Raw genomic sequence first — 21,048 nt, 5'->3', positions numbered from 1 at the left:
GAACCATGCATTGGATCAGCTACGCCACGCCCCTGCTTCAAGGGGCGTGGGTTACGGCACAGCTCACGGTCTATTCGACGCTGCTGGGCGCCTTCTTCGCCTTTTTGTTCGGCCTGGGCAAGCTCTCGCGCTATTGGCCGATCAAGAGTCTTTCGATCGGCATCATCGAGATCTTTCGCGGCACCTCGCTGCTGGTCCAATTGTTCTGGCTGTATTTTGCGCTGCCGGTGCTCGGACAGTTGGCCGGCGTCGATCTGCGGCTGCCGCCGGTCGTGGCAGGCACGCTGGCGTTGAGCCTGAATATCGGCGCCTATGGCGCCGAGGTGGTGCGCGGCGCGATTCAAGCCGTCCCTCTGGCTCAGCACGAAGCCGCCAAGGCGCTCGACTTCACCGCGCGCCAAACACTATGGCGCATTGCGTTGCCGCAGGCCATTCCAGAGATGATGCCGAGCTTCGGCAATCTGGCCGTGCAAAATCTCAAGGACACGGCACTGGTTTCTCTGATCAGCCTGGGTGACCTTGCGTTTCGCGCCGAGCAGATCCGCAACTTCACCCAGGACAGCACGACCGTCTACACGGTGCTGCTGCTCATGTATTTCGCCATGGCCCTAGTTCTGACCGCAGTGATGAAATTGCTTGAGCGCTCGGTCGGCCGCTGGCGTGCGCGGAGAGCCTGAGCATGTTGTTCGGATTTCATTGGAACACGGCGAATAACTGGCTATTCGCCGAATCGATCCTGCCCATCCTGCTCAGGGGGATGCTCATCACGATCGAAGCGTCGCTGCTGGGCTTCGTGGTAGCGGCAGTCCTCGGCCTGATGCTGGCTGCACTCAAATCGTCGAGCTTGCGTATCGTCGCCTGGCCGGCGCAACTGTTGACCGAATTCCTGCGCGATACGCCGCTACTGGCGCAGCTGTTCTTTCTGTATTACGTGCTGCCCGACTACGGAATCGTCCTGCCGGCGTTCATGACCGGCGCGCTTGCGCTGGGCGTGCAATACAGCGCCTATACCTCGGAAGTCTATCGCGCCGGCATTGAGTCGATTCCGCGCGGCCAGACCGAGGCCGCCCGCGCGCTCGATCTCTCCGGATTGCGCACTTTCAGCGTCGTCATCGTGCCGCAGGCCATCCCGCGCATCATTCCGGCGCTCGGAAACTACCTGGTATCGATCATGAAGGATGTGCCCGTGCTCTCGGTCGTCTCGGTACTCGAAATGCTGAACGTCGCCAAAATCATTGGCGACCGCACCTTCAACTACCTGATTCCGCTCTCGATGGTGGGCGGCCTCTATATGATTCTGACACTGTTTGCCTCGGCCGCCGTGCGTTATCTCGACAGGCGACTGCCTAAACGAGGATTGCCCCTGCGATGAACGATTCCATCATCAAATTCGACCAGGTCACCAAGCGTTTCGGTTCGGTGACCGTGCTCGACGCGCTGAACTTCGAGGTTTGCAAAGGCGAGAAAGTCACGATCATCGGACCTTCGGGCTCTGGCAAGTCGACCGTGCTGCGCATTCTGATGACGCTCGAAAAGATCAACGACGGTGTTATTCATGTGGTTGGAAAGCCGCTATGGCATGAGGAGAAAAACGGTCAACTGGTGCCGGCCGGAGACAGCCATTTGCGCGAAATGCGCAAGGAAATGGGCATGGTGTTTCAGCAGTTCAACCTGTTTCCTCATATGACGGTGCGCCGCAACATCACCGAGGCGCCGATACACGTGCTGAGACTATCGAAGCAAAAAGCCAACCAGCGCGCCGACGAATACCTGGAACTGGTGGGCCTGTCGGAGCACGCGGACAAGTTTCCCAACCAACTGTCCGGCGGGCAGCAGCAGCGCGTGGCGATCGCCCGCGCCCTGGCCATGCGACCCAACATCATGCTGTTCGACGAGCCGACCTCGGCGCTCGATCCGGAACTCGTCGGCGAAGTGCTCAATGTCATTCAGCGGCTCTCCGAGGAGCACGACCTGACCATGCTGCTGGTCACCCACGAGATGCAGTTCGCCAAGCAGATTTCCGACCGCGTCTGCTTTTTCGACAAAGGCTCGATCGTCGAGGAAGGCCCACCCGAGATTTTGTTCACCGAACCTCGCGAGGAGCGCACGCGGGAATTCCTCCAGGGCTTTATCCATCCCGCGTGACGGACCATCGCACCAGCCGCGCGCGCGCCGCGCATACAAAAAAACCGGACCAGTCCGCGAGGACATGGCCCGGCTAAGTGCGACCGGCCCGCAAGCCGGCCGGGGTCACAGGTTACGCCACCATGGCGACTTGCTCGATTGGCGCCAGGGCGGCGAAGTTCCGGCGTGCCGCAATGTATTCGGGGCGCGGATCGAGCCCATGCTTCGGCGGCTCCAATGTATTTTCGACACTGTTGTAGACCATGAACACGTTCGCGCGGGGCCACGGCGAAATATTGCCGTTCGAACCATGCATCGTGTTGCAATCGAAAAACACGACTGAGCCAGCCTTGGCCGTCATTGCCTGAATGCCGCCCTGCTCCGCCAGCAGATTCAGGCTGAGCGGATCGGGCACGCCATACTCCTGCTTCTTGAGCGATTGCTTATAGTGGTTCTCGGGCGTACGCCCCTGGCAGGCGATGAATTGCTGCTGCGATCCGGGAATCAGCATCAGTGGGCCGTTGCAGGCATTGTTGTCGGTCAACAGGACCGAGCAGCTCAACGCGCGCATGGCCGGCATGCCGTCTTCGATATGCCACGTCTCGAAATCCGAGTGCCAATAAAACTCCTTGCCTTTGAAGCCGGGTTTCATATTGGCGCGCGATTGATGCATATAGACTTCCGAGCCCAGAATTTGGCGCGCGACGTGAATCAGGCGCGGATCACGCGCCAGCCGGCCCAGCTTCTCGCTGAGTTCATGCACCCGGAAAATCGAGCGCACCGCGTTGCTGCCCGGCTCGGTAATCGCCTCGTCGCGCGAGACAATGTCCTTCGCGGCGCTCATGCGCTTGACTTCATCGAGCAACACCTGAACCTCGGCGTCGTCGAACACATTTTCCAGCAAAATGAAGCCGTCTCGCTCATAGCCGGCCAACTGCGCCTGAGTCAGTGCGTCGGCATAGCGTCCGCCGTCATAGACGACCGGATCCTGCCGGGCAATGATGGCCGAAGTGCCATCTGTCGTGCGAGAAGCGTATAAATCGCTTACCGATATAATCATATCGTACTCCTTTGCATCTCAGGCGGCCTGAGGCTGCTCGATCGGATAGACGCCGTCGGCATCGTGCACTTCCCGACCAGTCAAGGGCGGGTTGAAAACGCAAATCACCCGCAAGGGCTCCTTTCCTCCGCGCAGCCAGTGATCGTCATTTTCATTCAGCGCATAGACGACCCCTGGGCCCAGTGCATATTTCTTTCCGTCCGCAATGGTTTCGACTTCGCCGTCACCCTCGATGCACCAGACTGCCTCGAGATGGTTCTGATAATGGATATGCGTCTCGGTCCCGGGAAAAATCACGGTCTCGTGAAAGGAGAATCCCATGCCGTCCTGTTTGAGCAGCACCCGTCGGCTCAGCCAGTTATCGGTCTTGATCTCGTCCTTGGTGCCGATCACGTCATTGACATTTTTCACGATCATCGCTTGTTCCCTCCGAATTTGAAGACATGGGCGCCGGCGCCTTGGCTGGCCAGCACGTGCGCGACACTTTGCTCGATGACTTCGAGCCCGCGTTTGAGCAGGTCGTCCTCGATGGTCAACGCCGGCAGAATTTTGAGAACTTCGTCGTTGGCGCCGGAGGTCTCGATCACGACGCCGTGCCTGAACGCCTCGCGCGCGATCCGATTTGCCATGTCGTTGCGCCCCGAGGTCGCGAGGCCTTGAATCAACCCCCGGCCGCGCACGCTCAAACCCGCGCCGGGATAGCTATGAACCAAATTCTCCAGCCAGTCGCGCACCAGGCGCTCCTTGCGCGCGGTTTCATCGGCAAATGTGCCATCCGTCCAATAGGTGTCGAGCGCCTGCGCTGCGGTGACGAATGCCATGTTGTTGCCGCGGAATGTCCCGCTGTGCGCGCCCGGCTTCCACACGTCGAGCTCTGGCTTCATCAGCACCAGCGACATCGGCAGGCCAAAACCGGACAGCGATTTCGACAGCGTAATGATGTCGGGCTTGATGCCGGCGACCTCGAAGCTGAAGAAGTTGCCGGTGCGTCCGCAGCCGACCTGAATGTCGTCGACGATCAACAGCATGTCGTGCTGATGACACAAACGCTCGAGTTCCTTGAGCCAGCGCTTGCTGGCAACGTTCACGCCACCCTCGCCCTGCACCGTCTCGACGATCACTGCAGCCGGATGATCCAGACCGCTGCTCGGGTCGTCCAGCATGCGCTCGAGATAAGCCATGGTATTGACGTCGGTGCCGAGATAGCCGTCGAACGGCATGAAAGTTGTGTTGGCCAGCCCGACCCCCGCAGCGCCGCGGAACTTGGCGTTGGCCGTAACAGCCAGCGACCCGCCAGTCACGCCGTGAAATCCGTGAGTAAAGGAGATGACGTTTTGGCGGCCCTTGACCTGACGCGCCAGCTTCAGTGCTGCTTCCACCGCGTTGGTGCCCGTCGGGCCCGTGAATTGCAGCGTGTATTGCCAGTTGCGCGGTTTGAGCAGCACCCGCTCCACCGTCTCGAGAAAGTGCTTTTTGGCGCATGTCGCCATATCCAGCCCGTGCACCAGGCCATCGGTATTCAAGTACTCGATCAGACGTTTTTTCAGAATCGGATTGTTATGGCCGTAGTTGAGCGTTCCGGCGCCGCTGAAAAAATCGATGTATTCGTTATTGACTTCATCGATCAGCACGGAACCCCTGGCCTGCTTGAAAATCACCGGGAACGACCGAACGTAGCCACGCACCTCCGACTCCATTCGGTCAAATATTTTTAAGTCCATTGCGGTTTCTCCGTGTTTTATCGGACGCGCCAACGAGCGCCATGGCGGCGCACATCCCTCCGCGCACGTCCAATCATTAAGCCGCGCAGTCTGTCCGAGCCCAAACCCGGCTGGCTTGGAACGGGCCGATACGCAGCAGCGGTTCGTCATCATGACCGTGGCCGGCAAACAGATGACGATCAAACAGCGGCAGCTCTTGGATCGAGGCCTGCAATGCAGTGGCCAACGCCGCGAAAAGGCCCCGCGAGGCCTGGTTCTGCGGGCTGACCGTTGTTTCGATGAATTGAATGTGACTCAGATGCGGTCGTCGCAGCAAAGTCTGCAGCATGCTCAGACCGAGCCCACGGCCGCGTGCCTGCGGATGAACCGCGACTTGCCAGATGAACAGCACGTCGGCCTGCGCCGGCGGCATATAGGCCGAGATGAAACCGAGCACCTGGTGGTCCGCTTGAGCCAGCACGCAGGTAGGCGAAAAATGCTCGCACAGCAGAAGATAGGCGTACTGCGAATTCAGATCGAGCGGTGGGCACTGCTCGATCAAACGATGTATTTGCGCGCCATCGCGCCTATCGGGTGTCCTCAAGGATAAGCCGGGCTTATCTTGAACGGCCAAGCGACTCCTGGAATTTTCGCTGGGGTAAGCGCCGTCTTTATCTATCAAACCACCAATCCTGATTCGGGGGGCACATCGCCCGTAGGTACATCGAGAATCGGTGGAGCGGGCTCACTTGCCGATTCCGCGGAGACACCGCCCGACTCGATCAGATCGACAACGCGCTCAAGCGCCATCGTGATCGTGGCCTGTTCCAGTTCGGGTAATGCATTGAGCGCCTCCGAGAGCTTTTTCTGCATCGGTGCGGGCGTCTCGCTGGCTAGTTTGAAGCCGGCCTCGGTCGCCGACACAAAGACGATCCGTCGGTCTTCGCGTCCGCGCTCGCGGCGAATCAGCCCCTTGTCTTCCAAGCGATCGAGAATGCCTACCACCGTGCTGGCGCTGACATGAATTTCCCGACTGATCGCGGTCGCGGTCAACGGGCCGTGATCGATTACAGCGCGCAGACAAATCAATTGGGGTGCCGTAATGTTGCTGCAGGCGGCCAACTGCCGGGAATGCAGGGCAATCGATCTCGTGATGCGGCGCAGTGCGCGCAGGATGCGCAAATCGTACGGCTGGCTGCTGGTTGATGGCGTTGTCATGGACAGGGCAACCGGAAAATTCCGATAAATTAATTTGTACTGAAATAATAATATCGGAAATGATTTGAGTCAAACTGCTATGCTCCTCCGAGCGATAACAGGGCTGCCGCAGTGATGGTGCAGCGATTTTGCGCCGCACCACAGGCGTAAGCCTTTATAAAGGCCAGCAGAATTTTCCCAAGTAGTCTATAATCTTGGCTTCCGTTGCTGCGCTGCACCTGTCAACGGATTATTTGCGTTTTGCCCCAATCCAGTTATAAGCCTCTCCGTTCGCTCACGCAGCACTCGAGCACACTCCCGGCTTACGATTCGGGAAGTCCCGTTGTTCAACTTCCCCTGCCCCACCCGCGATTTGCTATTAGCAGCCGTCGACCCGGGTTTGCCGATTGGCGCCAACGCCTTATTCAAACCTGTGTTGTTGAGGGATTAATGGAAATCACTTCCAAACTATCTGCGCTCGCGCAGACGATCTTCGCTGCGTCCGAAGAAAATACCACCCAAGCTTCGGCCCCGGTGGCAAAAGCCGCCGCGTCCAGTGGACCGACCTTTGCCGAGATGGGCTTGAACGCGGGCATTCTGTCTGCGCTCGAGGCCGCCGGTTACACCCAGCCAACACCCGTGCAACAGCGCGCGATCCCTGCTGCGCTGGCCGGCCGCGATTTGCTGGTATCGAGCCCGACCGGTTCTGGCAAGACTGCCGCATTCATGTTGCCGGCGATTCACCGCTTCGCCGAATGGCAAGCCAATCATCCGGCACGCGCGGCACACCCGCGCAACGAAGTCGCCGCGCCGGGCGAGAAGCCCCGCAAGGGTCAACGCGTGCGGCCCGCGCCGGCACAACCGGCCCTGCTGGTGCTCACGCCAACACGCGAACTGGCGCTGCAAGTCACCAATGCGGCCGAAACCTACGGCAAGCACCTGCGCCGTCTGCGCACGGTCAGCATCCTCGGGGGCATGCCGTATCGCCGCCAGTTGGAGTTGCTGGCGCGCCAGCCGGAAATTCTGGTGGCAACGCCCGGACGCCTGCTCGACCACATCGCCAGCGGCAAGATTGATTTGTCGGCCTTGCAAATCCTGGTATTGGACGAAGCCGACCGCATGCTCGACATGGGCTTCATCGAAGATATCGAAACTATTGTCGACGCCACGCCGGCAACGCGCCAGACGCTGCTTTTCTCGGCCACGCTCGACGGCAAGATCAGCACGATCGTACATCGCCTGCTGCGCAACCCGGAACGCATCGAAATCGCCGCCCGCAACGACCAGCGAGCCAATGTGAATATCGCGCAGTCGCTGCATTACGTCGACGACCGCCAACACAAGGACCGGCTGCTCACGCATCTGCTGGGCGATCGCGCACTGGATCAGGCGATCGTGTTCACCTCGACCAAACGGGATGCCGACCAACTGGCCGATCAACTCGATCAGGCCGGTTTCAGCAGCGCCGCGCTGCATGGCGACATGCCGCAGGGCGTGCGCAACCGCACGCTCAAAGACATGCGTGAAAAGCGATTGCGAGTCCTGGTGGCCACCGACGTAGCGGCGCGCGGCATCGATGTGCCAGGCATCACGCACGTATTCAATTATGACTTGCCGAAATTCGCCGAGGATTACGTACACCGCATCGGCCGCACTGGTCGTGCGGGACGCACCGGCACGGCCGTGAGCCTCGCGCAGCACAGTGAGGCGCATGCTGTGCGTCGTATTGAGCGTTATACCCGTCAACCGCTGGCGGTCAACGTCGTGGCTGGCTTCGAACCGCGCCGTGCCGCGCCGGCTGGCAACAAACCCGCGCCGGGCAAGCGCCCTGGCTATGGCCGAACCGCCAAACCCGGCGGATCCGGCAACTGGGGCAATTCACGCGACGGCGCCCGGCAAGGCGCAGGCCGCTCGTTCGGTAACCGCGAAGGCGGTGGCGGCTTCCGTGACGGCGGCAACCGCTCGGAGCGCGGCTTTGGTGGCGGTTACGCCGGCAAAAGCAGCGGTAACGGCGGGGGTAATGGCGGCGGTTATGGGCGCCACAGCAAGCGCGGCTAAGCCGCTTCAGCCAAGGCAGTAAAAAGCCCCGCCGAAAAAATTCGGCGGGGCTTTTTGTTGTTCGGCGATGCAAACTGCGCATCGCCTCGATGCCGGTCGGCTTAGATTTCCTCGTACAGCGGCAGCGTCAGGAATTCGGTGAAATGCTCGCTGGTGCTCATTTCCTCGAAGATCTTGGCGGCACGGTCGTAAGTCGGCGTCTCGCCACCAACCGTCTGCTTTACCTTGGCGAGTTCCTGCGGAATCAGCTCGCGCACCAGTTCCGCGCTCACTTTACGGCCGTCGTCCAGCACCCCTTTGGGCGAGCGGATCCACTGCCACACTTGCGAGCGCGAAATTTCGGCGGTCGCGGCGTCTTCCATCAGATTGTGAATCGGCACGCACCCATTGCCTGCCAGCCACGAGCCCAGATAGTGGATGCCGACGTTGATGTTGTTGCGCAGACCGTTTTCGGTGATCGGCGCCTCCGGCTGGAATTCCAGCAGGTCCTTGCCAGCCACGTTGACGTCGTCACGACGCTTGCTGATCTGGTTCGGGCGATCGCCCAGCACCTTGGTGAATTCCTCCATGGCCACCGACACGAGGCCCGGGTGAGCCACCCAGCCGCCGTCATAGCCGTCGGTCGCGTCGCGCGCCTTGTCGCTGCGAATGCCGGCCATCGCCGTTTCGTTGGCTTGCGGATCGTTCTTGATCGGAATCAGCGCGCTCATGCCGCCGATGGCGGGTGCATTGCGCTGATGGCAGGTCTTGAGCAGCAACAGCGCATAAGCCCGCATGAACGGCACGGTCATCGTGATCTTGGAGCGATCGGCCAGGCAGAAATCCTTGTTGACCTTGAACTTCTTGATGCACGAGAAAATGTAGTCCCAGCGACCGGCGTTCAGGCCCGCGCTGTGGTCGCGCAATTCATAGAGGATTTCGTCCATCTCGAAAGCCGCCAGAATCGTCTCTACCAGCACCGTGGCCTTGATGGTGCCCTGCGGGATTCCCAACTCGTTTTGCGCCAGCACGAACGCATCGTTCCACAGACGGGCTTCGAGATGGCTCTCGATCTTCGGCAGGTAGAAGTACGGACCGCTGCCGCGCGCCAACAGCGCCTTGGCGTTATGGAACAGGTACAGGCCGAAATCGAACAGCCCGCCGGAGATGCGCTGCCCGTCGACCAGCACGTGCTTCTCGTCGAGGTGCCAGCCGCGCGGACGCACGATCAGCGTCGCGACCTTGTCGTTGAGCTTATAGGTCTTGCCGTTTTGTTCCAGGCTGATCGTGCGGCGCACGGCGTCACGCACGTTGATCTGGCCTTCGATCTGATTATTCCAGTTGGGCGTGTTGGAATCCTCGAAATCGGTCATGTAGCTGTCGGCGCCGGAATTGAGCGCGTTGATGATCATCTTGCGCTCCACCGGCCCGGTGATTTCGACGCGACGGCACTGCAGATCTTGCGGCAGCGGCGCGATTTTCCAATCACCCTCGCGAATCGCCTTGGTTTCCGGCAGGAAGTCGGGCTGCTCGCCCGCGTCCAGGCGAGCGGTGCGGACCACGCGCGCCTTGAGCAATTCCTGGCGACGGGCTTCAAACGCGCGATGCAGCTTCGCCACGAAAGCCAATGCGTCAGTGGTCAGGATCTCTTCGAATTCGGGACGGATTTCCGCCTTGATTTCCACGCCCGCAGGCAGATTAATCGCCATGGTGACTCCTTGGTTCAACAGGTTATGTAAAAAAACGGTCGCACAAGCGTGCGTCAAATTCAAGCTGGCGCAGTGTTGCGCGCGGCAACGAAGCGCACAACGTCGCGCAGATCACGGCCCATGCCGTGTGGCGTCACGCCCAACTGTTCCAGCGGCAGCCCGCCCCGGTTGACCCAAAAGGTCGTGTAGCCAAACCAGGTCGCGCCGATGGCATCCCAGCAATTGCTGGAGACGAACGCCATTTCGCCCGCAGACAACCCGAATGCGTGTGTGCCCAACTGATACGCTTCAGGCGAGGTCTTGTACTTGCGTGCCACATCGATGCTCAAGACATGCTCGAACAAACCCTTCATGCCGGCGCTCTTGACCGCGATATCGAGCATTTGCGGGTTGCCATTGGAAAGAATGCCCAAGCGCAGCCCGTTGTCGCGCAAGCGACGCAACGCCTCGATGTTTTCCGGAAACGACGACAGGCAGGTGTACTCGTCCATCAGGCGCTTTTCCGCCACCGGCGACAGGCTCAGGCCCAGGCGCTGCGTGGCGAACCGCAAGGCATCGATCGTAATGTCCCAGAAGGGCCGGTAATACTCGCCACGTGGGCCCGACAATGTACGCAAATGGGTGTACTCGATTTGCTTGTCGCGCCACAACGCGGCAAGCGCGTCGCCATGACCCGGAAATAACTGCTCGGCGGCCGCGCGTACCGAATACACGTCGAATAACGTGCCATACGCGTCAAAAACAACCGCTTTGATATCCGTAGCCATAGTCTCGGTATAACTTGAATTTACTTTTGCATTGTATTATTTATCAATGAGCGAATAAAAGTTCATTGAAATCAATTTATCTTTTACTTTTTCATAGGTAATCGAAGCGTGGATCGTTTCAAACAAATGGAAACTTTCGTCGCTGTCGCCTCGCGAGGTAGCCTGTCGGGTGCGGCGGCGCTCGAGGGCGTGGCGCCGGCGATCATCGGCCGACGCATCGATGGCCTGGAAGAGCGGCTCGGGGTGAAATTGCTGGTGCGGACCACGCGCAAGGTCACGCTGACCTACGAAGGGTCGGCCTTTCTCGAAGACTGCCAGCGCATTCTCAATGAAGTGCACAACGCCGAAGCGACCGTCTCGGCTGGTGGCGTCAAGGCCAGCGGCCATCTGCGCATCACCGCCCCGGCCGGCTTCGGGCGCCGGCATGTCGCGCCACTGGTGCCGGCCTTTCTCTGCGCCCATCCGGAAGTGACGTTGACGCTGGATTTGTCCGACCGGCTGATCGACCTGGTCAATGAGGGCTTCGATTGCGCCGTGCGGCTCGGCGAGTTGCCCGATTCGAGCCTGGTGTCGCTGCGCCTCGGTGAGAATCGCCGAGTCTGCGTGGCCGCGCCGGCCTATCTGGCGCGCCACGGCACGCCCGCCACGCTGGAGGACCTCGCCCATCACAATTGCCTGGCATTCGGCGCCAGCACCAACCAGCAACGCGGCTGGACTTTTCAACAGGACGGCAAGGTGCTCAACATCCGCGTGGCCGGTTCGATGGAATGCACGGACGGCGCGGTCCTGCACGAATGGTGCCTCGAGGGATACGGCCTGGCGTGGCGCTCGTGGTGGGAGGTCGGCGAGGATATCCGAGACAAGCGGCTGGTGACCGTGCTCGACGAATTCGCCGCACCGCCGATCGGCATTCATGCGGTGTTTCCGCAGCGCAAGCACCTGCCCTTGCGCGTGCGGCTGTTTATCGATTATCTGAAACATAGCTACAGCAACCCGATCTACTGGGAGGCCGCCGAGCACGCCGAGTCCGACAGGCATCCGGCATCCGACGCGGCCGCGATACCCTGAGCCGCGGCGTGCCGGTTCGGTGGCGCGCAAAATCGAGCGGAATCGCCCGGGTCGAGGATTACAATGAAATCGCTGGACATGCCAGCCACAACGCAAGGAGGTCATATGCTGTTCACTCATATCCTCTTACCCACCGACGGCTCCGAACTCTCCGCCAAAGCCGTCAACGGCGGACTGGAGCTGGCCAAGGCGCTGGGCGCCAGAGTGACCGGCTACGTATGTCTGGCCGAGTATCCGTATTCGCCGTTCAGCGAATACGTGCTGGAGGCGCCTGCCACCTTCAACGACCGCATCCAGCAAGAAGCCCAGGTCCATCTGGACAAGCTCGCCGAGGCGGCGAAGGCCGCGGGCGTTGCGTTCCGAAGTGACACCTCGGCGTTTCCCACTCCGTACCTGGGCATCATTGACGCCGCAGAACGCCACGGCTGCGATCTCATTCTGATGGCGTCGCATGGTCGCCGTGGCTTGACCAGTCTTCTGCTCGGCAGCGAAACGCAACGCGTCCTGGTGCATTCGAAAATTCCGGTCCTGATTTACCGGTAGTCTAGCCGGGTCGATTCCATAACAGGAACGACGCCGCGCGAACCGGGTTCGCGCGGCGTGCCCTTTTTTGTCTCCCCTCTCCCTGTCGACCCGCCGGCACTTGCGGCAGGCCGTTTTGCCTTTGTCGCGCTTTGCGCGGGACGATCCGCCCAGCTATCGCCCCGCACCGCCTGGCTATCAGGCCGCTTTGACGGCCCCGTGCGATGCGTCGAAGAATTGCTCGTCTTCGGTCGAGCCCTTCAGCGCGGTGGTCGACGCTTCGCGCTCGATGGTCTGGGTCACCGCGTCGAAATAGCCGGTGCCAACTTCGCGCTGATGCTTGACCGCCGTGAAGCCCTTGGTGGCTGCCGCGAATTCGGCTTCCTGCAACTCGACGAACGCGCTCATCTGATTGCGCGCGTAGCCGTATGCCAGATTGAACATCGAGTAATTCAGGCTGTGGAAACCGGCCAGCGTAATGAACTGGAACTTGTAGCCCATCGCGCCCAGCTCGCGCTGGAATTTGGCGATGGTCGCGTCGTCCAGGTTTTTCTTCCAATTGAACGACGGCGAGCAGTTGTACGAGAGCATCTTGCCCGGGAATTCCTTGTGGATGCCCTCGGCGAATTTCTTCGCGAATTCGAGATCAGGCTTGCCCGTCTCGCACCACACCAGGTCAACGTAGGGGGCATACGCCAGGCCGCGCGAAATTGCTTGCTGCAGGCCGGCGCGAGTCCGGTAGAAGCCCTCGACGGTGCGCTCGCCAGTGCAGAATTCCCGGTCGTTCTCATCGACGTCCGAGGTCAGCAGGTCGGCCGCTTCGGCATCGGTTCGCGCGATCAGCACGGTCGGCGTGCCCATCACGTCGGCCGCCAGGCGCGCGGCCACCAGTTTGGCCACGGCTTCGCGTGTCGGCACCAGCACCTTGCCGCCCATATGGCCGCATTTCTTGACGGAAGCCAGTTGATCTTCAAAGTGAACGCCTGCCGCGCCTGCTTCGATCATCGACTTCATCAACTCGAAAGCGTTGAGCACGCCGCCGAAGCCGGCTTCGGCATCGGCCACGATCGGCGCGAAGAAATCGACATAACCTTCGTCGCCCGGATTTTTGCCTTCCGACCATTGAATTTGGTCGGCGCGTGCGAACGTGTTGTTGATGCGACGCACGACGGCCGGCACCGAATTGGCCGGATACAGCGACTGGTCGGGATACATTTCACCGGCCAGGTTGGCGTCGCCCGCGACTTGCCAGCCCGACAGGTAAATCGCCTTGAGGCCGGCCTTGACCTGTTGCATCGCCTGATTGCCGGTCAGCGCGCCCAGCGCGTTGATGAACGGCTCGCTGGTAATGCCGGCCCAGAGTTTTTCCGCGCCACGCTTGGCCAGGGTGTGCTCGATCTGCAGCGAGCCGCGCAAACGAATCACATCCTCGGCGGTATACCCGCGCTTGATGTTCTTCCAGCGCGGATTGGAAGCCCATTCCTGTTCCAGCTGCTTGATTTCCTGTTGACGCGACATGGCAATCTCCTAGTCCTATGGATAAAACGAAAAACCGCTTTTTTTCGCCGCCGGGTGCCATAACGGATTTTTCCGGCGCTTCTGGCGGCGAAGTCTTATATAAGAGTCTAGTGATTTCTTACGCGTCGCAACAGATCTAAATGGTCAAAAAATAAAAAAATTAATCCTTTTTTATCAATTACTTGCGATATTTATTTCTTATTGTGGAAAACAATTTTTTATATTGAAAAATTTTCTTTGTGCTTAGCAACGCAGATTTTTACTCACCAAAACAGCTTGCCGCATTATGAAAAATCGCATGCGCACGACTACGCCGCTTTCCGGAGGCGGGTCGCAACTCCCGCCGGGCGCAAAACCAGCCATAGCGCCGCGCCAATCAGGCCGCCGCCAAAGGCATGCGCCCACGACAGGCGCTCTCCCAAAAAGAGCGCGCCCCAGAGCACGCCGAACAAAGGAATCAGGAATGTCACGGTCAGTGATTTGATCGGCCCGATATCGGCGATCAAACGGAAATACAGGATATAAGCCAGCGCGGTGCACATAAAGCCGAGGCCGGCCATCGCAGCCCATACGCCGGGCGTGCCCCAATCGGGCGCCGGCCCCGTGACGGACGAAACGGCGAAGAACGGCAGCACCAGCAGGATCGCGCCCAGTTGAGAGCCGAAGGCCACCAGCTTGCTGTCCAAACCACCCTTTTCAGTAATCCAGCGACGCGTGAGGAAACCCGCCAAGCCATAGCAGGCGGTGGCGACCAGGCAGGCGCCCGCCCCCAGCAGCACCGTCGGTGTGAGCGCAACCGGGCCAGCCCGAGTCAGCACACCGACACCGGCCAGGCCAAGCACCATCGCGAGTACTTTGGGCGGCGTCAGGCGCTCTCCAAACAACAGCGCGCCGATCAGCACGCCCATGAGCGGCGTGGTCGCGTTGAGAATCGCCGAGTAGCCGGCCGGCAGCGCTTCGGCGGCCAGACAGTACATGATGAAAGGCACGCCGGAGTTGATCGCGCCCAGCGCCAGCGTCGCGCCAAATTTGCCGTTGAAGCGCCACCGTACGCGCATTGCGGCGAGCAGCACCGCCAGGCCGAGCGCACCGAACAGCACGCGAAAAAACGCCGTCGGCAAGGCGCCCAGTACCGGCGCGGCAATCCGCATGAAAAGAAAGCTGGCCCCCCAGATCGCGGACAAGGCGATCATTCGCGTGAAATCGGCAGGTCTCAAGATGTTCCTCTGCGCCCGTGCATGGCATTTGTGCATCGGCCCGTCCAATGCGGTCGCCATCTTCGCATGGACGCAGACGGTTGTCTGGCCAATTTCGGACCTCGAACTGGCTGCCCGCCATGCCGGCCGCGACCGGCATGGCGGACTCAGGCGCGCGCCAGCCGATGGGCGACCCAGTCGCCGGATTCGATGCGCGGCCGTCCGGCAACGGCCGATGCGGCAACCGGGTAGACGATGCAATCGTGGATTTCTCCGGCGCAGGTCACCGCCACTTGCTCGCGCTCGAAAAGGCCCGCCTGGCCAGGGTAGACCTCTTCGATTTCGTCGAGCACCGGCACCAACGCCGGCGCGATCCGGTAAACCTCGCCACGCACACGCCCCTGCCCATTTGCGCGCACCATGCCAGGGTAATCGCCAAAGTCGTACAGGATCCCGTCCACCTCGGCCGCGCCCACCAGCTCCGGTGCCGGCAAGCCGTGGCGCGCGGCTGCCCGCCGCAAGTCATTGATTTCGCCGGCGCGCAGCGTGCCATAGACAAAGGTATGGAGCGAGCCACTCACGCCAGCTTCTCCCGGCTGGCGATAATGCCGTCGCGGTCGGCGTAGATCCAGTCGCCCGGGTGGATCAACGCGCCAGCAATTTGCACCGGGACGTCGCGCTGCCCCTGGCCCAGCTTGGCGCCCCGCCGTGGATTGACCGCCAGCGCGCGCACGCCGATGTCGCACGCGTCGAGTTCGTCCGAATCGCGCACGCAGCCGTTGACGATAATGCCAGCCCAGCCGTTGGTCGTGCCCAGCATGCCGAGATTGCCGCCCACCAGCGCACAGCGCAGCGAGCCGCCACCGTCGACGACCAGCACCCGCCCGCCGCCGGGCGTCTCGAGCGTGGCGCGCACCAGCGCGTTGTCCTCGAATACCTTGAGCGTGGTCGCCGGGCCGCTGAAGCGCGCGACCTTGCCGAACCCCAGGAACATCGGCGCGAGCACGCGCAACGAACCGTCTGCGAGCCGGGATTCGTGGGCGTCGCAAAGATCACATGTGGCAAATGACATCGTTTCCTCGCATAAATCGGAATAGACCGGATGATAGCGCGTCACGAGGTGGCGTCCTCGCCAGGCGCGACCGGCATGGCCTGCGCGACTTCGCCCAGGCAGCGGCGAAACAGCGCGAGCGCGGGAGTGTTCCCGCCATCCACGTTCCAGGCGACGCTGACCGGGCCCATCACGCCACCAAGATTGAGCGGCAGTATTTTCAGGATGCCGCTGGCGGCATAGTGCGTCGCCAGCGAATGCGGCAACAAGCCTAGCACCGCCGATGATTGCAGCAAGGCGAGATTGGCCGTGGTGACGACGGACTCCACCACATTGACGGGCGTCCTGACCCCGTGCGCGGCAAGAATGGACAGCAGGCGCTTATACATCGGCGCACCGATGGTGGGCACGATCCACGCGCAGCCGTCCAGATCCTGCCAGGCAACTTTGCGTTTGCGCGCGAGCGGGTGCGTGCGCGCCGCCACGATGACGGTCGGATCGTCGAACAGCGCCTCGCTGGCCAGCGAATCGTCGGTCAACTCCTGCGCGACCCGTCCCACCACGAGATCGAGATGACCGGCTCGCAATGCCGGCAGTAACTGATCGAGCGTTCCCTCGTGCAGGCACACCGTGGCGGTCGGGGAGTGCCGCTTGAAGCGCAACACCGCCTCCGGAATCAGGATCGGCGCGGCTACCGACAACACGCCCACGTCGATCCGACCGCCCATGCCGTTGGCCATCGCCTGCAGGGCCTCGCTGGCACGATTGGCGTGCCGCAACACTTCCCGGGCGTGGTGAATCAGGCAGGCGCCATAGGGGGTGGGCTTGATGCGGCGGCCATCGCGCTCAAACAGCGGCACGCCGACCCCGCGCTCGAGATCCGCAATCATTTTGGAGATGGCCGGCTGGGTCACGTGCAGCGCCTGAGCCACCTTCCCGACGGTCGGCAAGTCAGCCAGCGTGACCAGCAATTGCAGGTGCCGCAGCTTCAATTGACGAGAAAAATAACTTTCGATCGGTAGCATGACAGCCTTTATTTCATAACCATTAATTTATCAATAGACACGAATATCTCATTAGACGGTAATAAATTATAGGTGGAAAATTCCTCGAAAAATCGCGGCAGCCAAGCCCCGGCGCTGGGCCGGCTCGCTGGCGACCGAACGTCGGCTGCGCTGGTCAGCCCGCGAACAACGAGATAACACGGCCGGTGGCGGCCGTTTTCATCAGGAGGCCTTTCCATGTCATCCCTTGCAGTCCATCGGCGTGCCATCGTTGCCGCGACCATCGGCAATGCATTCGAGTGGTACGACTTCATTGTTTTCGGCTTCCTGTCGGTCATCATCGCCAAGCAGTTCTTTCCGTCGACTGACCCCACGCTTTCGGTGCTGCTCACCACCGCGACCTTCGGCAGCGCGTTCCTGGTGCGCCCGCTCGGTGGCATCATGCTCGGCATCTACGCCGACCGGGTCGGGCGCAAGGCCGCGCTGTCGCTGGTCATCGTGCTGATGAGCATTGCCTCGGCAATGATCGCCTTCACGCCGAATTACGCCACTATCGGTATCGCCGCGCCGGCCATCGTCGTGCTCTCGCGCCTGCTGCAGGGTTTGTCGGCCGGCGGCGAATTCGGCAGCGCGACGGCGCTGTTGATCGAATACGCACCGGCGAACCGGCGCGGCTTCTATGGCAGTTGGCAGAACTTCGGACAGTTCCTGGCAGCGGTCGTGGCTGCCACCATGGGCGCGCTGATCTCGCGTGGCCTGTCTGCCACGGCGCTCAACGAGTGGGGCTGGCGCATCCCATTTTTGTTCGGCTTGCTGATCGGTCCGGTGGGGTTCTATATCCGCACCAGGATCGACGAAGCACCCGGCTACACGCAAGCGATCGCCACGGCGACAGACGCGGCCCGCGTGAGCTTCGGCGCGATCTGGCGCGAGCATCGCAGCGCGCTGCTCATCGCCTTCGGACTGGTGGTCTTCAGCTCGGTCGCGCAATACGTGCTCAACGTGTATTTGCCAATCTATTCCGTGCGCCAATTGCACTTGCCGGTCGCCGCACCGTTCGTGGTGCTGGTGGCCACCGGCACCACGCGCATGATCCTGATTCCGCTGTTCGGCTTGCTCTCCGACCGTATCGGCCGCAAGCCCGTGATGGGCGCGGCCATGGTGCTTTACCTGCTGACCATCTACCCGCTCTTTGTCTGGCTGGTCGCCGCGCCCAGCCTGCCGCGCCTGCTGGCCACGGAAATGATTTTCGCGATTTTGATGGCCGCGTCGCTGGGCCCGGCGGCCACGGCGCTGGCGGAATTGTTTCCCACGCGTGTCAGAGCGACCGGATTGTCGATTTCGTACAATGTCGCCACGACGTTGTTCGGCGGCTTCTCGCCGTTCCTGGTAGCGTGGCTGATCCAGATCACCGGTGACAAGATGATGCCGGCCTACTTCGTCACGATAGCCACCTTGATCGGCGTAATCGCGCTCTGGCCAATGCAGGACAAGGCGCGCGAGACTGGCCTGGATGCCGCCGGCGCATCCGGGCAGGGCGAATTTTCGTTGTAACCGGCGATTTTCAGGGCCCTGTGTTCATGTCCTCCATTCGTAATGTGCTGTTTGTGATGTGCGATCAACTGCGGGCCGACCATCTCGCCTGCTACGGTCACCCGTATCTCAAGACGCCGAACATCGACGCGCTGGCGCGGCGCGGCGTGCGCTTCGATCGCGCATTCGTGCAGTCCGGCGTGTGCGGGCCGTCGCGCATGTCCTTTTATACCGGCCGCTACGTCTCGAGCCACGGCGCGACGTGGAACCGCGTGCCGCTGTCGATCGACGAGCTCACGCTGGGCGAATACCTGAAAGACCGCCAGCAACGGCTCGCACTGGTGGGCAAGAGTCACGTCACGCCGGACCGCCACGGCCTCGAGCGCCTGCACATCGAGGGCGATAGCGAACTCGGCGTGCTGCTGCGCGAGGGCCATTTCAGGCTGGTCGACCGCTACGACGGCCACCATGCCGAGCCGGATGGCGGCTACGCGCGCTACCTGCGCGAGCGCGGCTACGCAAGCGCGGATCCATGGAGCGACTACGTGATCTCCGCCGAGGACGAACACGGGCGGGTCGTCAGCGGCTGGCACATGCGCAACGTTCATTTGCCGGCCCGAGTGGCCGAAGCCGACTCCGAAACGGCGTACACGACCGATCAGGCAATCCGCTTCATCGAGGGCCACGGCGACGCGCCATGGGTGCTGCATCTGTCATACGTCAAACCCCATTGGCCATACATGGCCCCCGCGCCGTATCACAACCAATATACGCTGGACCAATGCCTGCCGCTGCAGCGTCACCCACGCGAGCTGGCTGCGCCGCATCCTGTGGTGACGGCCTACCGGCAGCAGGAGGAGTGCGCGAATTTCATGCGCAAGGAGGTCGCCCATCACGTCCGCCCCGCGTACCAGGGACTGATCAGTCAGCTCGATGCTCACCTTGGGCGGCTCTGGCAGACGCTGGAGACGCTCGGCCGCTGGCAGGACACGCTGATTATTTTCACCGCCGATCACGGGGATTTTCTCGGCGACCATTGGCTCGGCGAGAAGGAACTCTTCTATGACACCGTGCAACGCGTACCGTATATCGTCTACGACCCGTCGCCCGAGGCCAACGCCACGCGCGGCCAGACGAACAAGCAGCTGATCGAGGCAATCGATACCGTGCCGACCATTCTCGAGGCGCTCGACACGCCACTGCCCTCGCACCGTCTGGAGGGGCGATCACTGCTGGCGCTCACACGCGACCAGGCACTGGCCCAGCCGTGGCGCGAAGCGGTGTTCTCCGAACTCGATTACGCCTACCGCCAGGCACGCCTGACGCTGGGCCGCCGCCCCGACGAGTGCCGCGCATGGATGGTGCGCACCGATACCTGGAAATATATCCATTGGGAAGGCTATGCGCCGCAATTGTTCGACCTGCAAAGCGATCCCGAGGAGTTTTTCGACCTGGGCCAGGAACCGGGCTATGAATCGATTCGTGACGGCATGCGCGCCCGACTGCTGGATTGGCTCAGCCATTTGAAACACAGGACGACAGTCTCCGAGGCCGAAGTCGAACGCGGCACCAACCAATACAAGAACGCGGGAGTGTTCTACGGCGTTTGGTGAGGCGCCGCACGCGTTCGGCGCGGGTGCGCTAACATCTGCTCAGCCCATTTCCCGCCTGATTGCCATGCCCGAGCAGATCCCAAGCGCGCCCATCGCGCTGCATATCGTGCCTCACGAATACGGGCCCAGCGACGCCCGGCCGGTGAGGTTGCGTTCGCGACCGCTGGCGCAGGGCGTCGTCGTGCCGCGTCATGCGCATCCGTGGGCTCAGGTCGCCTACACCACGCAAGGCGTCATCCGGCTGGCGGTTGCCAACGCCGCGTGGATCGTGCCGCCGTCGCGGGCCCTTTGGATTCCGCCTCACACGCCGCACCAGTTATCGATTCTGAAAGACGCCTATTTGCGTACGCTGTATGTGCTGCCGGCGGCAATTCCCGCGGCGTTGAGCGGTTGCCGGGTGGTCGAAGTCTCGCCCCTGCTGCGCGAATTGATTGCCGCAATTGACCAGCCCGGCCCGCTGGATCCGGCGCGCGAGCGCCTGCTGGGCGCGTTGGCCCTGGACGAGATCGGCCGTGCAACGCCACTGCCGCTGCAAGTGCCGCTACCTAATGACAAACGCTTGCTGAATCTGTGCAATGCGATTCTGGCGGACCCGGCGCGCACCTGGACGCTGGAGCAGTGGTCGCGCTATGCCGGCGCGAGTTCGCGCACGATCGCCCGGTTATTCCGTCAGGAGATGGGTACGAGCTTTGTACATTGGCGCCAGCAGGCGCTGCTGGCGCAGGCGATCCCGCTCGCCTCGCGAGGCTACTCGCTGGCTCGCATCGCGCACGAACTCGGCTACAGCAGTCAAAGCGCGTTCTCGGCCATGTTCCGGCGCGCCTTCGGCGAGAGTCCGAGCGCGTTCTTCGCTCGTGGCCAGCATCAGGTCTCCGAACACCGCCCTCCCCCGGCGCACGGCCGCGACTGAATCCCTACCGCACGCCCCAGGCGTCACACAGACGCGCAC

The 21,048-nt window shown here is 61.6% G+C and carries 21 protein-coding genes; 9 read left to right on the top strand and 12 right to left on the bottom strand.

From position 1 onward, the window contains the following. Positions 1–5 precede the first annotated feature (5 nt). Genes ehuC through ehuA form a run of 3 tightly spaced genes read left to right on the top strand, consistent with a single transcriptional unit; the run spans position 6 to position 2,145 of the window. Entirely contained in the window at positions 6–677 is a 672-nt protein-coding gene (gene ehuC / locus EPN80_RS19745) for an ectoine/hydroxyectoine ABC transporter permease subunit EhuC (protein ID WP_293031443.1), read from the top strand. 2 nt (positions 678–679) lie between these two features. After that, positions 680–1,372, top strand: coding sequence for an ectoine/hydroxyectoine ABC transporter permease subunit EhuD (gene ehuD / locus EPN80_RS19740; protein ID WP_293031440.1), 693 nt, complete (start codon positions 680–682; stop codon positions 1,370–1,372). Beyond that, a complete protein-coding gene (gene ehuA, locus EPN80_RS19735) occupies positions 1,369–2,145 on the top strand; it encodes an ectoine/hydroxyectoine ABC transporter ATP-binding protein EhuA (protein WP_293031437.1) in 777 nt (258 codons plus the stop codon). The genes ehuD and ehuA overlap by 4 nt, the downstream gene beginning before the upstream one ends. A 112-nt stretch (positions 2,146–2,257) precedes the next feature. Here ehuA and thpD read toward each other — a convergent pair whose 3' ends face one another. The 5 genes from thpD to EPN80_RS19710 all read right to left on the bottom strand — a co-directional run bounded on the left by thpD (position 2,258) and on the right by EPN80_RS19710 (position 6,102). Then, on the bottom strand, positions 2,258–3,184 hold the full coding sequence (gene thpD / locus EPN80_RS19730; protein WP_293031434.1) for an ectoine hydroxylase: 927 nt from the start codon (positions 3,182–3,184) through the stop codon (positions 2,258–2,260). 18 nt (positions 3,185–3,202) lie between these two features. Continuing rightward, positions 3,203–3,601 carry an ectoine synthase gene (locus EPN80_RS19725; protein ID WP_293031431.1) on the bottom strand — a complete coding sequence of 133 codons (399 nt, stop codon included), beginning with the start codon at positions 3,599–3,601 and terminating at the stop codon, positions 3,203–3,205. After that, the gene (gene ectB / locus EPN80_RS19720; protein WP_293031428.1) at positions 3,598–4,905 is read right to left on the bottom strand and encodes a diaminobutyrate--2-oxoglutarate transaminase; all 1,308 of its coding nucleotides are present in this window, start codon (positions 4,903–4,905) and stop codon (positions 3,598–3,600) included. The genes EPN80_RS19725 and ectB overlap by 4 nt, the downstream gene beginning before the upstream one ends. 76 nt (positions 4,906–4,981) lie before the next feature. Continuing rightward, positions 4,982–5,488 carry a diaminobutyrate acetyltransferase gene (gene ectA / locus EPN80_RS19715; RefSeq protein ID WP_293031425.1) on the bottom strand — a complete coding sequence of 169 codons (507 nt, stop codon included), beginning with the start codon at positions 5,486–5,488 and terminating at the stop codon, positions 4,982–4,984. 74 nt (positions 5,489–5,562) lie between these two features. Then, positions 5,563–6,102 carry a MarR family transcriptional regulator gene (locus tag EPN80_RS19710; protein WP_293031422.1) on the bottom strand — a complete coding sequence of 180 codons (540 nt, stop codon included), beginning with the start codon at positions 6,100–6,102 and terminating at the stop codon, positions 5,563–5,565. Positions 6,103–6,531: 429 nt separating this feature from the next. On the opposite strand from EPN80_RS19710, the gene EPN80_RS19705 reads away from it, so the two are divergent. After that, positions 6,532–8,139 carry a DEAD/DEAH box helicase gene (locus EPN80_RS19705; protein WP_293031419.1) on the top strand — a complete coding sequence of 536 codons (1,608 nt, stop codon included), beginning with the start codon at positions 6,532–6,534 and terminating at the stop codon, positions 8,137–8,139. Between the two features lie 101 nt (positions 8,140–8,240). On the opposite strand, the gene aceB is transcribed toward EPN80_RS19705, so the two are convergent. After that, a complete protein-coding gene (aceB, locus tag EPN80_RS19700) occupies positions 8,241–9,827 on the bottom strand; it encodes a malate synthase A (RefSeq protein ID WP_293031416.1) in 1,587 nt (528 codons plus the stop codon). A gap of 59 nt (positions 9,828–9,886) precedes the next feature. Then, the gene (locus EPN80_RS19695; protein ID WP_293031413.1) at positions 9,887–10,594 is read right to left on the bottom strand and encodes a haloacid dehalogenase type II; all 708 of its coding nucleotides are present in this window, start codon (positions 10,592–10,594) and stop codon (positions 9,887–9,889) included. A gap of 108 nt (positions 10,595–10,702) precedes the next feature. On the opposite strand from EPN80_RS19695, the gene EPN80_RS19690 reads away from it, so the two are divergent. Then, positions 10,703–11,662, top strand: a complete 960-nt coding sequence (locus tag EPN80_RS19690) for a LysR family transcriptional regulator (RefSeq protein WP_293031410.1) — start codon at positions 10,703–10,705, stop codon at positions 11,660–11,662. Between the two features lie 108 nt (positions 11,663–11,770). Then, complete coding sequence (locus tag EPN80_RS19685; RefSeq protein ID WP_293031623.1) at positions 11,771–12,205, top strand: universal stress protein; 435 nt, start codon at positions 11,771–11,773, stop codon at positions 12,203–12,205. 177 nt (positions 12,206–12,382) lie between these two features. Here the strand turns inward: EPN80_RS19685 and aceA are convergent, their stop codons facing one another. From aceA to EPN80_RS19660, 5 genes are all read right to left on the bottom strand, one after another. Next, positions 12,383–13,702: an isocitrate lyase gene (gene aceA, locus EPN80_RS19680; RefSeq protein ID WP_293031407.1), complete on the bottom strand. Its 1,320-nt coding sequence runs from the start codon at positions 13,700–13,702 to the stop codon at positions 12,383–12,385. A gap of 308 nt (positions 13,703–14,010) precedes the next feature. Then, positions 14,011–14,919, bottom strand: coding sequence for a DMT family transporter (locus EPN80_RS19675; protein WP_293031404.1), 909 nt, complete (start codon positions 14,917–14,919; stop codon positions 14,011–14,013). A gap of 146 nt (positions 14,920–15,065) precedes the next feature. After that, complete coding sequence (locus tag EPN80_RS19670) at positions 15,066–15,479, bottom strand: gamma-glutamylcyclotransferase (RefSeq protein ID WP_293031401.1); 414 nt, start codon at positions 15,477–15,479, stop codon at positions 15,066–15,068. Then, positions 15,476–15,970 (bottom strand): ribonuclease E activity regulator RraA, encoded by a 495-nt coding sequence (rraA, locus tag EPN80_RS19665; protein ID WP_293031398.1) that lies wholly within the window; start codon positions 15,968–15,970, stop codon positions 15,476–15,478. Before rraA ends, EPN80_RS19670 begins: the two co-directional genes overlap by 4 nt. 41 nt (positions 15,971–16,011) lie before the next feature. Then, the gene (locus EPN80_RS19660; RefSeq protein ID WP_293031395.1) at positions 16,012–16,974 is read right to left on the bottom strand and encodes a LysR substrate-binding domain-containing protein; all 963 of its coding nucleotides are present in this window, start codon (positions 16,972–16,974) and stop codon (positions 16,012–16,014) included. Positions 16,975–17,190: 216 nt separating this feature from the next. Between EPN80_RS19660 and EPN80_RS19655 the strand changes: the two genes are divergently transcribed. From EPN80_RS19655 to EPN80_RS19645, 3 genes are all read left to right on the top strand, one after another. Then, a complete protein-coding gene (locus tag EPN80_RS19655) occupies positions 17,191–18,507 on the top strand; it encodes an MFS transporter (RefSeq protein WP_293031393.1) in 1,317 nt (438 codons plus the stop codon). A 26-nt stretch (positions 18,508–18,533) separates the two neighbouring features. Beyond that, positions 18,534–20,099 (top strand): sulfatase-like hydrolase/transferase, encoded by a 1,566-nt coding sequence (locus tag EPN80_RS19650; protein WP_293031390.1) that lies wholly within the window; start codon positions 18,534–18,536, stop codon positions 20,097–20,099. Positions 20,100–20,163: 64 nt separating this feature from the next. Then, positions 20,164–21,009 carry a helix-turn-helix transcriptional regulator gene (locus EPN80_RS19645; protein WP_293031388.1) on the top strand — a complete coding sequence of 282 codons (846 nt, stop codon included), beginning with the start codon at positions 20,164–20,166 and terminating at the stop codon, positions 21,007–21,009. Positions 21,010–21,048: the final 39 nt, after the last annotated feature.

It is taken from the genome of Pandoraea sp. (assembly GCF_004297875.1).
Classification (GTDB): Bacteria; Pseudomonadota; Gammaproteobacteria; order Burkholderiales; family Burkholderiaceae; genus Pandoraea.
Note: the sequence above shows the minus strand (reverse complement) of the source record. Positions and strands in the feature narration are given on the sequence as shown.